At 59.4% G+C, this 14,502-nt stretch carries 11 protein-coding genes; 3 read left to right on the top strand and 8 right to left on the bottom strand.

The window, feature by feature from the left end; genetic code table 11:
- Positions 1–77: 77 nt before the first annotated feature.
- Positions 78–2,501 carry a glucose/quinate/shikimate family membrane-bound PQQ-dependent dehydrogenase gene (locus CKW31_RS27875; RefSeq protein WP_095102119.1) on the bottom strand — a complete coding sequence of 808 codons (2,424 nt, stop codon included), beginning with the start codon at positions 2,499–2,501 and terminating at the stop codon, positions 78–80.
- A gap of 449 nt (positions 2,502–2,950) precedes the next feature.
- Between CKW31_RS27875 and CKW31_RS27870 the strand changes: the two genes are divergently transcribed.
- Positions 2,951–3,676: an ABC transporter substrate-binding protein gene (locus CKW31_RS27870; protein ID WP_095102118.1), complete on the top strand. Its 726-nt coding sequence runs from the start codon at positions 2,951–2,953 to the stop codon at positions 3,674–3,676.
- Positions 3,677–3,806: 130 nt separating this feature from the next.
- On the opposite strand, the gene CKW31_RS27865 is transcribed toward CKW31_RS27870, so the two are convergent.
- The 7 genes from CKW31_RS27865 to CKW31_RS27835 form a co-directional block, all read right to left on the bottom strand.
- On the bottom strand, positions 3,807–5,132 hold the full coding sequence (locus tag CKW31_RS27865) for an NTP/NDP exchange transporter (protein ID WP_371856823.1): 1,326 nt from the start codon (positions 5,130–5,132) through the stop codon (positions 3,807–3,809).
- A 24-nt stretch (positions 5,133–5,156) separates the two neighbouring features.
- Entirely contained in the window at positions 5,157–6,083 is a 927-nt protein-coding gene (locus tag CKW31_RS27860) for an aldo/keto reductase (protein ID WP_095102116.1), read from the bottom strand.
- A 420-nt stretch (positions 6,084–6,503) separates the two neighbouring features.
- A complete protein-coding gene (locus tag CKW31_RS27855) occupies positions 6,504–7,325 on the bottom strand; it encodes a class I SAM-dependent methyltransferase (protein WP_095102113.1) in 822 nt (273 codons plus the stop codon).
- Between the two features lie 126 nt (positions 7,326–7,451).
- The gene (locus CKW31_RS27850; RefSeq protein WP_095102110.1) at positions 7,452–9,092 is read right to left on the bottom strand and encodes an ABC transporter ATP-binding protein; all 1,641 of its coding nucleotides are present in this window, start codon (positions 9,090–9,092) and stop codon (positions 7,452–7,454) included.
- Positions 9,089–10,006 carry an ABC transporter permease gene (locus CKW31_RS27845; RefSeq protein ID WP_095102108.1) on the bottom strand — a complete coding sequence of 306 codons (918 nt, stop codon included), beginning with the start codon at positions 10,004–10,006 and terminating at the stop codon, positions 9,089–9,091. Before CKW31_RS27845 ends, CKW31_RS27850 begins: the two co-directional genes overlap by 4 nt.
- A gap of 4 nt (positions 10,007–10,010) precedes the next feature.
- Positions 10,011–10,961, bottom strand: a complete 951-nt coding sequence (locus CKW31_RS27840) for an ABC transporter permease (RefSeq protein ID WP_095102106.1) — start codon at positions 10,959–10,961, stop codon at positions 10,011–10,013.
- Positions 10,958–12,589, bottom strand: coding sequence for an ABC transporter substrate-binding protein (locus tag CKW31_RS27835; RefSeq protein ID WP_095102105.1), 1,632 nt, complete (start codon positions 12,587–12,589; stop codon positions 10,958–10,960). The genes CKW31_RS27840 and CKW31_RS27835 overlap by 4 nt, the downstream gene beginning before the upstream one ends.
- A gap of 600 nt (positions 12,590–13,189) precedes the next feature.
- On the opposite strand from CKW31_RS27835, the gene CKW31_RS27830 reads away from it, so the two are divergent.
- Positions 13,190–13,969 carry a carboxymuconolactone decarboxylase family protein gene (locus CKW31_RS27830; protein ID WP_095102104.1) on the top strand — a complete coding sequence of 260 codons (780 nt, stop codon included), beginning with the start codon at positions 13,190–13,192 and terminating at the stop codon, positions 13,967–13,969.
- A 56-nt stretch (positions 13,970–14,025) separates the two neighbouring features.
- The gene (locus CKW31_RS27825; protein WP_176470004.1) at positions 14,026–14,499 is read left to right on the top strand and encodes a cupin domain-containing protein; all 474 of its coding nucleotides are present in this window, start codon (positions 14,026–14,028) and stop codon (positions 14,497–14,499) included.
- Positions 14,500–14,502: the final 3 nt, after the last annotated feature.

The following is a 14,502-nucleotide window of genomic DNA, read 5'->3' as shown; positions in this document are numbered from 1 at the left end:
CGTGGGACAGGCTTTAACCAAGCCAATAAAAAACCCGCTGTCACCATTAAGTGGCAGCGGGTTTTTATTGTTATCGATTACTTGCTGTCAGGCAGCGCGTAAGCGATCACGTAGTCACCGCGATCCGGGGACTGACGGCCACCACCGGCGGTGATGACCACGTATTGCTTGCCGGTTTTCGGCGAAACAAAGGTCATCGGGCCGCCCTGGCTACCGACTGGCAGACGGGCTTTCCAGGCTTCTTCACCGTTCGCCGAGTTGAAGGCGCGCAGGTAGTAATCCTGCGTACCGGCGATGAAGATCAGGCCACCTTGGGTCGAGAGGGTGCCACCCAGTGTCGGCATGCCGATTGGCAGCGGCAGGTGCATTTTGATGCCCAGAGGGCCGGTGTCTTCAACGGTGCCGACCGGTACTTGCCAGGCGACTTTCTGGGTCTTCATGTCGATCGCGGTCAGGGTGCCGAACGGCGGGGCCTGACACGGAATACCAGCAATCGACAGGAAGCGGTTTTTGTTCACGGCATACGGCGTGCCTTTGAGCGGCACTGCGCCCATGCCGGTGTTCAGCGCTTCGCCACCGGAAGAAGCCTTGGCGTCTTTCTGTTGCGGCACCATCTGGACCCACAGGCCCAGACGCATGTCGTTGACGAAGATGAAGCCGTGGACCGGGTCAGTCGAGAGGCTGCCCCAGTTCATGCCACCCAGGGAGCCCGGGAAGGACAACGATTTGTCGGTGCCCGGCGCTGTGTACAGGCCTTCGTAGCGCATTTGCTTGAACGAGATACGGCACAGCATCTGATCAAACGGCGTCGCGCCCCACATGTCCGATTCGGTCATGCGTTTGGTCCCGATCTGCGGCATGCCGCTCGACAGGGGTTGAATCAGCGAGTACGGCTCGTTGGGGATGTTGCCAGCCTTGACCGCTACGTCTTCAACTTTGGTCAACGGCTTGCCGGTAGCGCGATCAAGTACAAAGATCTGACCGGCCTTGGTGCCGATCACCACGGCCGGCACTTTGCTGCCGTCCGCTTTGGTGAAGTCGATCAGGCTCGGCTGCATCGGCAGGTCGAAGTCCCACAGGTCATTGTGGACAGTCTGGTAGACCCACTTCTCGTCGCCGGTAGTCGCGTTCAACGCCAGAATCGAAGCGCCGTATTTGTGGTCCAGCGCGGTACGTTCAACACCGTAGATGTCGGTGGACGAGCTGCCCATCGGCAAGAAGATGGTGTTCATCGCCGGGTCATAAGACATCGGCGCCCAGCTGTTTGGCGTGCTGCGCACATAAGTGGCGTCGCCCGCTGGCGCCTTTTTGTCTTCCGGGTTGCCCGGATCGAACGCCCAGCGCATCGCGCCAGTGATCACGTCAAAACCACGGATCACGCCGCCTGGCATGTCGGCCTGAACGTTGTCAGCAACACGACCGCCCACGACAACGGTGGAACCGGCCATCAGCGGTGCGGACGACAGTTGATAGTAGGAGTCCGGCACGTTACCCAGGCCAGCCTTCAGATCAACCTGACCGTTGGTGCCGAAGCCCTGGCAGAACTCGCCGGTGTCGGCATCCACGGCAATCAGGCGCGCGTCGATGGTGTTGGTCAGCAGACGACGCTGGCAGTTGGCACCTGCGGGTACTGAAACAGCGGTGGCGGGTGTGCTGCCGTCAACCGGCTGAACCAGTGCGGCCGTCGAATCGAAATACGCCAGACCACGGCAACGCTGCCAGACCTTGCTCTGTGCGTTGATTTCGTTCTTCCACAGCTGTTTGCCGGTGTCGGCATCCAGGGCGATGACGTTGTTGTGCGGGGTGCAGATGAACACTTTGTCGCCGACTTGCAGCGGGGTCATCTGGTCTTCGGCACCGTTGCCGTCGCTGATGGCGACGTCGCCGGTCTGGTAAGTCCAGGCGGGCACCAGGCTGGCGACGTTGTTGCGGTTGATCTGGTCCAGCGCCGCAAAGCGGCTGCCGCCTTCATCGTTACCGTAATGGGCCCAGTCTTTCTGCGCTTTGGCAGGGTCGACTTTGGTCAGGCCCGGGCCGTCACCGGTTGGGGAAACCGATGCGTGCGGGATGAACATGCCCCATACGCCGCCAACGATGGCCAGTGCCAGCAACCCGCTCAATGCGTAGCCGCCGCGACCGCTCACCAGGCCATTGGCTTTGCGCAGTGTCGGGTAGACCAGCGCAACCACCAGGCTCAATACGCCCAGTGCGAACAGACGGGAGATTTGCGGCCAGAAGTTCAGGCCGGCATCAGCCAGGGCCCAGATGATGGACAGCACCATGACGGCTGCGAACAGCCATGCACCTGTGAGGCGCTGTTTGAAGAGCAGTACCGCAGAGATGAGCATGCCGAGACCGGCAAGCAGGAAGTACCAGCTGCCGCCAACCGAGGCGAGGAAGCCGCCCAGCCCTGTGAACAGTAATCCAAATACCAGCACGCCGAGCGCCGCGACCCAGATGGGCCAGCGGCTGACGGATGCCGTAGGTTGAGACTTAGTCATGGTGAATGATCCTGATAACGCGTGAGCGTTGGTGTGAAAGGTTAAGCGTAGTGGAGGAATCAGCTGATGAAGCTGCTCCCGGGCAGTGGTCGCGAAGGGACTTTAGAAGCTCTACGTTGACGACACGGCTCAGTTCGATGGAACTCCGCAAACAATTAACTAACTGGTTACTTTTGCAACGATATCAAAAAAAGCCCAGCCTGCGACAAATTGTCATTCCGCATTTGCGGAAAACACTGTTGCGGGATTGGTAATAATTGGGAGTTATTGAGCTGCTGGAGGGCGTTATTTCAAACGCATTGTTCTAGGCTGAACTGGATCCTGTAGGAGTGAGCTTGCTCGCGATTCGATTTTGCTATGGAAAAATTATCGCCTGAACTGACGCTATCGCGAGCAAGCTCGCTCCTACAGTAGGAATTTGCCTTGCCTAAAAATAATCAGGAGAAAACATGAGCGAAATATCCCCGGCGGTACTGGCTGACCTTGCGCCCAACGGGGTTCTGCACGCTGCCATCAATTTTGGTAATCCGGTGCTCGCGCAGAAGGCGGCCGATGGCAGCCCTCAAGGGGTTTCCGTTCAGCTCGCAAAAGCCTTGGCCGAAGCGCTGGGCGTGCGTCTGGAAATGGTTACGTTCGATGCGGCAGGCAAGGTGTTCGCCGCACTGGAACAGGCTGCATGGAACGTTGCATTTCTGGCCATCGAGCCCGTGCGCGCGGAGCAGATCGCGTTCAGTGATCCTTACGTCGCCATTGAAGGGACTTACCTCGTTACTGCAGATTCTGCGTTCAAGGAAGTGGATGATCTGGATCGCAGTGGCCTGCGACTGGCGGTGGGTAAGGGCGCTGCCTACGACCTGTATCTGAGCAGAACACTGCAGCACGCCGAACTGTGCCGCGCAGAAACTTCAGCTGCGGCAGTGGATTTGTTTCTGACGCAGGGGCTGGACGCAGCAGCCGGGGTTCGCCAGCCACTGGAGGAATTCGCCGCTAGTCATTCAGGTTACCGGGTGCTTGAGGGAGCATTTACATCGATTCGCCAGGCCATGGCAGTCCCTCGCCAGCGCGTGGCAGGTGCCGAGTTTGTGCAGCGCTTTATCCAACGGCAGAAAGCCAGCGGATTTGTACGCCAGGCGCTGGATGCGACGGGGCAGGGGGATGTTGCTGTGCCTGTTTGACAGGAGGCTCGGGCAACACTGCGCTGTCGCGCGGCTCACATCTGGCCTGTAGGAGCTGCCGAAGGCTGCGATCGAGATGTGTCAGGGTAAATGCTTCGCAGCCTTCGGCAGCTCCTACAGGAATTGCATTTCAATCCAGATGATCAGTGTGTTTCACGCGCTCTTCGATCACATCCCGATCCATACGCCGCCCCAGATACCACCCCGTAACCGCCCAGAGCGCCGCGCAGATTGCCCCGACCAAAGCCACCAGCGCAGTGCCCTGACCGAGCATGTCCAGCAGGCTTTTGGCCCAGCCGCTGATGGCGTCGCCGCCGCGATAGACAACGGTGTCGATGAAGTTCTTGGCTTTGTATTTGGTCTCTGCATCCAGCGGTGCAAAAAGCATTTCCCGACCGGGACGGATAAACGCGTACTCGCCAATGCGCCGCACAATCATCAACCCGGCCAACATGGCGAAAGTGGGTGCCAGCGCCAGGCCGATGAAGCCGATGCACACCAGCGCCGGAACGCCTGCCAGCAGAACCCGAATACCGAAGCGTTGAGCGATGCGCCCGGTGATGAACAATTGCGAGACAAGGGCACCGGCCTGTACTGCAAAGTCGATCAGACCAAACACACGGATCTGCTCTTCACGGGTAGCGAACAGTTCAGCCACGAGTCGCGCCTGTTCGAAATACAAAAAAGTGCTGGCGGTGGCGAGCAACACGACAAACAGGCACACGCCCAGTAGATATGGCGAGCGCAGCACTCGCAGCATGCCGCTGAAAGGGTTGCCCGCCACTGGCTGACGCGGACTTTCAGCGGGCGGCGCACCTGGCCGACCCGCGCCGCCACGCTCGCGCCAAGCCATGAGGTAACGCTTGAGGGCCAATGCCAGCAGCAACAATAGAGCACTGAACAAGGCCAGTCCACCCTGACCGAGCACTTCAATCGAGAACGCGCTGATCAGTGGCCCCAGCAAACCGCCAACACTGGCACCCGCTGCAATAAACGCAAACAACCGCCGCGCCTGTGCGCCGTCGAAGGCATCGGCCATCAGGCTCCAAGCCACCGACACCACGTACAGGTTGTAGACCGAAATCCACACGTAGAATGCTCGCGCCAGCCAGACGCTGTCGTCATGCAGGGCAAAGGTCAGCGCGAACAGCAGCAGGTTGATGGCAAAAAATCCGTATACCCAGTCGACAAACCGGACGCGTGGCACCCTTGAGTTAAGCCAGCCGAATAACGGAACTGCGATTAGCATGACCACGAATGTCGCGGTGAATAACCACTGCAGATTTTCGACACCCGCCTGAATCCCCATGGCCTCACGAATCGGGCGCAGCATGAAATAGCCACAGAACAGACAGAAGAACAGTGCGAAGCCAGCCAGTGCCGGGCGCAGTTCGTCCGGCTCAGCGTTGATGGCCCGCGCTGCGCGGAGTATCACGGGATGGTCAACAATGGACACGGATACGCTCCCGGCTGTGGGTGATCAGGCGAACAGTTCGGCGATCCGCTCACTCAACCTGGCGTCAGGCAAACGACCCTGGCCGGCCAGCAGGTTGTCGGCAGCATAACGTGGGTTGCTGGTCGCCGGAATCACCGCGGTGATGGCAGGGTTGGCGAGCACAAACTTGAGCATCAGTTGCGCCCATGAGCTGGCGTCCAGTTCGGCGGATGCCCAATCCGGTAATGGCTTGCCCTTGACCTTGGCAAACAGTCGTCCGGCTTCGAAAGTGCGGTTGGCCAGCACCGCCAAGCCTTGGTCAGCGCACCAGGGCAATAGACGCTTTTCAGCATTGCGGGCGCCGATGGAGTAGTTGACCTGAACGAAATCAACCTTCTCTTTTTGCAGCACGGCCAATAGTTCGTCGTGGGCTGACTCGACGTAGTGGGTCACGCCGATGTAGCGAATCCGGCCCTGTTGCTTGAGCTCGCGCAAAGTCTGCAATTGCGTGGCGGTGTCCTGCAGGTTGTGGACCTGAATCAGATCAATGCGCTCGGCCTGCAGTTGTTTGAACGCTTGCTCTATTTGCCGCAAACCCGCGTCTCGCCCTGTTGACGAAACCTTGGTGGCGATAAAAGCCTGTCCATGGGCTTTGGCGCGAGTCAGCAGTTCTCCAGTAACCGCTTGGGAGTCGCCATAACTGGGCGCAGTGTCGATCAGTTTCGCGCCACCACTCAGTAGCGTCTTGAGTACCTCAAGCGCCGGAGTCATCTCGTCTGAAGTCACTGCGAAATTGAACGTGCGAGCAGTGCCCAGGCCAATTACCGGCATGTCTTCACCTGAAGAGGGAATCTTGCGGGTCAGCAACGGTGTAGCAGCAAATGCCGGAAGCAGGGGAGACAAAGCGGCCATTGCAGCCAACGCTGAGCTGGCCTTAATGAACTGACGACGGTCGAACGAGTGTGTAGGCATGCGCAGACTCCTGTCGCTCTTGACGGTGTCACAGAGGTGTCATGAATAGAAACACATCCAAACCGTTGAAACAGCGCGCTCGTCGGTAAGACTGCTGGGGATGTTTTACAAATCGTTACCCTGACTTGATGGGGGTTGCTGACAGGCAGCGAGGTTTACAGCGCCAGTGAGGTGTTCGTCCCACCCCCTGTCAATGTGGTTGATGGCCGACCGATTCGCTCGGGTGAGCGAGCGGCTGAGTGCGCTTTATCAGCAGCACATTAGCCAGCCTGCATAGGTCTTGATGTGGAATGCTGTTTCATGTGGGAGCGGTGCTTGCCCGCGATAAGGCTGGACGCGATCTAAAGTGAATGGCGTCCAGCCTTATCGCGGGCAAGCACCGCTCCCACAGAACAGCTGCATTCCAGACCCCAAAAAACGCTACTTACCCACTGGCTTCACAAACCGCAACGTAAACCGGTCCGACTCGCCAATCGCCGCATATTTCTCCCGGTCCTGTTCCCCCAGTTTGTAAGACGGCGGGAGGGTCCACACGCCCGCTGAATAGTCCTTGGTGTCCTTCGGGTTGGCGTTGACTTCGCTTTGCCCTTCCAGCTTGAAACCCGCATCCGTGGCCAGTTTCACCACGTAATCGGTGGGCAGGTAGCCGCTGTCCTTGATGCTGCTGACATCAGCGCCGTCTTTGGCCCGATGATCCACTACGCCCAGTACGCCACCGGGTTTGAGCACTTTGAAGAACGCGGCAAACATCTGCGGCGCGTCATCGGCCAGAACCCAGTTGTGAACGTTGCGGAAGGTCAGCACCCGGTCGGCCGAATCGGGTTTGCCAAATGACGGAGCCTGGGGATCGAACTCAATTGTTTCGGCTTTGCCATAACGGATCGGGTCAGACTTGAATTTCTGTTTCAGACCATCAGCGGCTTTCTGGTAATAATCGCCAGAGGAGGGGGCCTGAAGGGCGGCGATGTAATGGCCATGGTCCTTGAGCAACGGTGCAAGAATCTCGCTGTACCAGCCACCCCCAGGCGTTATTTCGATAACCGTTTGCTGAGCCTGCAAACCGAAGAATTTCAGCGTCTCTCGGGGATGACGATAACTGTCGCGCGCGCTGTTTTCTCTGGCTCGCCATGAGCCTTCAAGCACCTTTGCGTATTGCGCGTCAGTGATATCCGTTGTCGCAGCCTGGCTGAGGGTCGGGATGAGAAGCGAGGCGAGGGTCAACGCCAGAAGGGTGCGGGTCATGATTGTCCTTGTCGGGTAGGCGCAGCAAACAGAAGACCTGTGAGCTGCCGAAGGCTGCGATGGCGGTGTGTCAGGATGCATGCTTTCGCAGCCTGCGGCAGCTCCTGCGAGGAATGGGTTTTCAAGTCAGTATTGCGCTGCTACTTCCAGCCTGCGCCCCGGTATCGCGTCAATCAGCTCACGGGTATACGCCGCTTCCGGCTGGTCGAAGATGTCGCTGGCTGCGCCTTGTTCAATGGTCTTGCCCTGGCGCAGCACCAACACCTGATGAGCCACGCTGGCAACCACGGCCAGATCATGGGACACCAGCACGTAGGCAATGCCCAGTTCGCTTTGCAGCTCCACCAACAGGTCAAGGATCTGCGCCTGTACCGAGACGTCGAGGGCGGAGACCGGCTCATCGAGCAGCAGCAAGTCCGGTTGCAACGCCAGTGCCCGGGCGATGGCGACCCGCTGCCGTTGTCCACCGGAAAGCTCCCGCGGCAAACGGTCGAGATAAGCCACCGGCAGATGCACCCGCTCGATCAGCTTGCGCGCCGCCTGTTCCAGGTCCCGGCCTTTGAGCAACCCGAACGACACCAGCGGTTCAATGATGCTCTCGAACAAGGTGAAGCGCGGATCTAGTGCAGCGAAGGGGTTTTGCTGAACCAGTTGCATGCGTCGGCGTAGCGGGCGGAATTCGCCCCAGCCAAGATGGGTGATGTCTTGCTCCTCGAACAACACGCGGCCCTGAGTCGGTTTTTCCAGGCCCAGGGCAATGCGCAACGCAGTACTTTTACCCGAGCCGGACTCGCCGACAATGGCCAGCGTCTGCCCCGGATAGACCTTGAAATTGACGTCTTCAAGGGCCTGGAACTCAGCGCTTTCGCCTTTCACATAGGGCAGCCGGAACGTCTTGCCGACATTCTCCAGCGTGAGAATCGGCGCTGTACTATTCACTAACGTGCGCGGCGCGGCGGGCGTCTTGCGCTGGCCGAAAGCGGGAGCGGCGGCGATCAGTGCCTGGGTGTAGGAGTGGCTGGGGTTGATCAGGATCTGTTGCGGCGGACCTTGCTCGACCAGTTCGCCGCTTTTCATCACCAATACCCGGTCCGCGCGATCTGCGGCCACGCCCAGGTCGTGGGTGATGATCAGCAGCGAAATACCGCGCTCGGCCACCAGTCGTTGCAGGTGGTCAAGAATCTTGCGTTGGACGGTCACGTCCAGCGCGCTGGTGGGCTCGTCGGCGATGATCAGCCGTGGATTGCCCGCCAATGCAATTGCAATCAGCACCCGCTGACGCATGCCGCCAGACAGTTCGTGGGGATATTGCCGGGCGCGCAGCAGCGGCTTGTCCAGACCCACCTGTTGCAGCAACTCCAGCACATCGGCGTCCACTGCCGGATAACGACGACCATGAGCCTGAATCAACGCTTCGCCGATTTGCTTGCCAATGCGCAGGGTCGGGTTCAAGCCGACCATGGGGTCCTGAGGCACCAAGCCAATAGTGCTGCCACGAAGCTGGCGTTTCTGACGTTCGGATGCGTGTGTCAGGTCCGTGCCGTCGACCCACAGTTCGCCGCCGGTCACCACGGCATTGTCTGGCAGCAGACCAAGAATAGCGTTCGCCATGGTGGACTTACCGGAGCCGGACTCACCGACGATGGCCAGGGTTTCACCCTTGGCAACCTGAAAGGACACGCCGCGCACAGCCTGATTGACCTGCCCACCGAAACGGTAAGCAACAGCCAGTTGGCGCACGTCAATCAATGCATCGGTGATGCTCATCGTTGAGTCTCCTCAAGGGTGCGGGCGATGTGGTTGAAGCTGAACACCACAGCGACCACGAACAGCCCCGGCAGCAACGATACCCACGGCGCTGTCATCAGGAAGTGACGACCGTTGGCGATCAGCGTGCCCCATTCGGCAGCCGGAGGCTCGGCGCCGAAACCGAGAAAGCTCAGGCCCGCGGTGGCGAGAATGGCCGCGCCGAAATCCAGCGTAGCCAGCACCGCAACCGGGCCCCATGCGTTGGGCAGAATGTGCCGCAACAGCGTCCGGGTCCAACTGGCGCCGCCCAGGCGTGCGGCCTCGACATAGGGCAGGGTCTTGATCCGCAGCACTTCGGCGCGGGTGGTTCGGGCAAAGCCGGGAATGATCCCGACGCCTACCGCGATGGCTACCGGAATAGTGCCGAAGCCGATCGCGGTAACGATAGCCAGTGCGAGCAGCAGACCGGGCAGGGCCAGCAGTACATCGATGAAACGCATGATCACGGCGTCGATACGTCCGCCAGCGAAACCGGAGACGATGCCGAGGCTCAAGCCCCCCGCCAGCGCGATGCCGACCGCGAGCAATGCTGCCTGTACCGAGAGGCTGGATCCATAGACCACGCGGGTGTACAGGTCTCGGCCCAGTTCATCGGTGCCGAACCAGTGCACACCATTGGGCGGTGTAAGTTTGTCGATGGGAGAGGTGGCGTAAGGCGCAAAGTGGGTGAGCAGGTTGGGGGCCACGGCGGACAACAACGCAAAGGCGATGATTGCCACCGCCAGCACGAAATCCGGTCGGCGCATCAGCGGTTGAGTGGCCTCCAGTGCCCGGCTGAAACGACTGCGGCGGCGCCACAGTGCAGGCGGTGCCGCAGTCGTCTTGGTGAAACTGCGGGCCAGACGTTCAAGGCGATTATCAAAAATAGTCATGGCGTCAGGAGACCTTTGGTGTGTGGGCGATACGTGGGTCGAGGGCGGGGTAGAGCAGGTCAACGATCAGATTGATCAGAACAAAGGCTGCCGCGGACACCGCGACGATTGCCAAGACCACGGGGATGTCCTGGCGCAGCACGGCTTCTTGCGCAAGCCGACCGACGCCGGAGCGGGCAAAAATGGTTTCCACCAGCACGGCTCCGGACACCGTGTTACCCACTTGCAGCCCGATCAGGGTCAGCAACGGCAGGGCGGCGTTTTTGAACGCGTGCCGGGCCTGGACCTGAGCGCGGCTCAGGCCTTTGGCATAGGCAGTGATGATGTAGGGTTCTTTCCAGACACCCTGGAACCCGCGCTGCAGCACTTGGGCGTAGACCGCTGCACTGGGAATCGCCAGGGTGACGGCGGGCAGGATCAGGCTGGAAAAGCCCTGATTACCGGTGGCCGGGAACCAGCCCAGGGTGAAGGCGAACAACTGAATCAGCAGCAGGCCCATCCAGAACACCGGCACTGAAAAGCCCAGTGACGGCAGTCGGGCCAAGGCGACCTTCAGCGGTTGCCAGCGCACATAGGCGGTGAGGTACGCCAGACCGATGCCGCCAATCAGTGAAAACACGATGGCCAGGCCGGCCAGCGCCAATGTCTGCGGCAAGCGCTCGACAAGCAATTCAGCCACCGGACGGTTGAGGGTCAGCGAGCTACCAAAATCACCCTGCACCGCGCCCCACAACAGGTGGAAGTACTGCTGGAAAATCCCGCCATCCAGACCGTAATAGGCTTGTGCCTTGGCGATTTCTTCAGGCGACAGCGCATCGATTTCGACACCCGAGGCACTGAGCATGATCGACAGCGTGTCACCCGGCAGTAAATACAGGATGAAGTACGTCACGCTATACGCGCCCCACAACACCAGCAGCGCCTGGCCAATCCGGCCGATCACATAGCGGCTCATGGCGCTGCAATCTCGATGTCGTTGAGCAGGGCAAAGCCTTCAGCGGTCCAGTAGAAGTTATGGACCTTCTTGGCGGTCGCGGCCTGCCAGACGCGCTCATAGATCGGGAACGCCGAGCCTTCTTCGATCAGCAGATCCTGCAGATCGCCGTAGGCCTTGGCCCGTTGCTCAGCTTTGGTTGCCGTCAGGCCCGCGTCGAATAGTTCCAGTGCCTTGGGCAGGGTTTCCGGTGCATACAGGTTGGTGGCGAGGGTCGAGCTGTTAGCGGAGCGTGGATCGATAATGGTTTGCAGAATGATCGGGTCGGCACGAGTCATGTAGGTGGAAGTCAGGTCATAGTTGCCCGAGGCGTTGGCGGCGGCCCATTCGGCGGTGGTCAGCACATTGAGCTTGAGCTCGATGCCGATTTTGCGCAGTTGATCCTGGATCAGCACATCCCCCGCACCTTCTGCCGGGGACAGGTTATAGACCAGCTTGAGGCGTTTGCCGTCCTTGCTGCGATAGCCATCCGGACCTTTTTGCCAGCCTGCTTCATCCAGCAGTTTCTCCGCACCTTGCGGGTCGTAGTCCAGTTGATCGGACTTGTTCTTGTAGTACGGCGTGGTCACGTCGTAGATGCTGGTCACCACTGGGAATTGCGGGTTGTACACGGTGGCGGCGTAGGTCTTGCGGTCGATACCTTTTTGCAGCGCCAGGCGCACATTGCGATCCGCGAGGATGCGCGTGCCACGGGTGTTGGGGTAGAAATTCAGCGCCGGGCCTGGCAGCGAACGACTCTGGATGGTTGCGCCTTTGGACTTGAACAGGTTCAGGTCGACTTCGGAAAAAGGCGCGCGGGGCCAGAGAATGTCCACCTGGCCCTGTACGAACTGGCCGTTGCGCACACTCTCTTCCGGTACATAGCTGACTTCAACGGTATTGAGGTGTGCTTCGCCCTTGTTCTTCGCGTTGGCGGATGGCCAGGCATAGCCTTTGCGTTTCACCAGCTTCAGGCCGCTTTCCGGGGTGTAGCGCTCCAGCACGAATGGCCCGGTTCCAATAATCGCGCCCAATGAACGCTCCTTCACGCTGAGCTTGTAGGATTCCGGCGCGAGAATCGAAAGGTTGGTGGTGGAGGTGGCTTGCAGGAAGCCCGCGTTAGGCGTGGACAGCACCAGCTTCACGGTGAAGTCATCGACGACTTCGGCGTGGTCGTAGCCTTTCAGATAGGTCGCGCCGAATGTAGTGGGCAGTTGGGCGGCGAAGGCCTTATTGGAGTCGTAAGCGGTTTTTACTGCCTGGGCATCGAAACGCGTGCCGTTGCTGAAGGTCACGTCTTTGCGCAGATGGAAGGTGTATTCCAGAGCGTTGTCGCTGACTTCCCAGCTTTCAGCCAGCCAGGCAATGATCTTGCCGTTCTGCGGGTCCTGATCGGTCAACGACTCGGCAACGTTGCGCAGCACCACGCGGTGCTCCAGCCAGTAAACCTGAAAGGGGTCGAGGCTGACCAACGTGGTGTTATCGCGGAAAAAAGCGATCTTCAAGGTCTTGTTGGCTTCCAGATCCTGAGCGGACGGTGAGCAGCCCAACAGGGTGGCGGCGGTTGCACAGGCCGCCAGCAGGCGAAGCAAGGGGAAGCGTTTACTCATTGCGCAATCCTCGACCCTTGACCCATGAGGCTGTGTATCGCTGCGCCTGTGGCGCGGTCGGGTATTGCCGAGGAATGTCTCAAGTGCATGGATGGATCCTTTACACAGCGGGAAAGTAGGCGCACGGAAGGCTGACAGATCACACAGTCAGGCTGATTTTCTAAGACCGTATTCTTATGGTTGACTGCTGTAAAAGGCTTTTTGGTTCTAAGCTAATATGTGTTTTGTTGATTGGTTGTAATTTCTATTATGTGTTTTGATTATTTAATTTTTTGTCTTGGCCGCGGCTTGCTTATTTGCCGGAAGACCGGCAGCGCCGTTCATTGAGGACGGTCGATTGATTGCTGTGCTCGACGAGGGGTGTCCGACGTTTGCGGCTATCAATTTTATTACCCGAACCGGCGTCCTGCCTCGCTGGCGTTTTCTCTGGTGGTTGATGCATCGCGTTCCCGGCCCCCCACACGTATTGCTGAATTCCACTCATGGTTGCATGCGGATATAGCCCCGTAGTCCTGATCCTTTCAGTGCTTTAACGTCCGAGGATCGTTTGCCCGCTGGGGGCCGAGCCCAAGCACATTCATCTATCTGAAAGGCCCATGCATGAAGCTATTAGCAACCGCGTTCGCCACGCTCTTTTTTGCTGCCGCATCCGACGGCAGTGAATCCAGGGCCAGGCCTGATCCGAAGCCGTCGCCTGATGTTCTGGACGTCACGCCTCAGCTTTACCACTACACCACTGAATTGCTGTTCGGCGAAGTCTGGAAGCGCAAGGAGCTGTCGCCTCGTGATCGCAGCCTGATCACACTCTCTGCGCTGGTGGCTGGCGGGCAGACCGCACAGATGACCGCCCACGTGAAGCTGGGTCTCGATAACGGTCTCAAGCCCAGTGAAATCAGCGCGCTGATCACGCATCTTGCGTTCTATTCCGGCTGGCCGAACGCGATGTCGGCGGTAGGCGTGGCGAAAAAGGTCTTTGACGAGCGGGGTATTCCTGCCGAGCAGATTGTGCCACCGCCCACAGAGCGGTTGACGCTTGACCCGGCCAGCGAAGCCAAGCGTAAAGCGGCTGTCGCTACGGCGACGGCGGATGTTGCCCCGGAGCTGGGACGTTTTACCGACGATGTGCTGTTTGCGGACGTGTGGCGGCAAACCAGCCTGACGGCACGGGATCGCAGTCTGGTGACCGTCGCTGCGCTGATCACCCAAGGTCAGGCAGCACAACTGCCGTTCCACCTTAACCGCGCCATGGACAACGGTCTGACCCGCGAGCAGGCGGCTGAAGTGGTTACGCATCTCGCGTTCTACACCGGTTGGCCAAAGGCAATGTCGGCCGTGCCGGTGTTGAAAGAAGTCTTTGCAAGTCGCGGCACTCAAGGCTGAGTTGCGGCGTCTCGAATCCACGTTTCAGAGCTGAACGAATTCCAGTGAGGTCCATGATGAGAACACTTGCCACTGCCGCTTTATCGCTCTCGTTATTTGCGTTCGAGTCCCACGCGGAGACGATGCCGGTGACCGTCACACCTAACGGATCACAACCCTCGGTCAAGGGCTCGGCGGACTTCTTCACCGGCACGGTGCGGGTCGATGCACCGTTCAAAGGGACTGAGCCTGCCAGGGTCAGCGGAGCGACGGTGACGTTCGAGCCGGGTGCCCGTTCTGCCTGGCATACGCACCCCTTGGGACAGACTTTGATTGTCACAGCGGGTACGGGGCTGGTGCAGGAGTCAGGCAAGGCGATCCAGGTGATCAAGGCCGGTGACAGCGTGTGGATTCCCCCTGGCGTCAAGCATTGGCACGGCGCGACGGCGACCACCGGCATGACTCATGTCGCCATTGCTGAGGCACTGGATGGCAAGGTCGTGAACTGGATGGAGCAGGTGAGCGAGCAGGAATACGCCAAGATACGCTGATCT

Origin of the sequence: Pseudomonas sp. Irchel 3A5, from assembly GCF_900187575.1 — a bacterium.
GTDB classification, from domain to species: Bacteria; Pseudomonadota; Gammaproteobacteria; order Pseudomonadales; family Pseudomonadaceae; genus Aquipseudomonas; species Aquipseudomonas folii.
The sequence above is the reverse complement of the archived record's forward strand: the minus strand, read 5'-3'. Positions and strand labels throughout refer to the sequence as shown.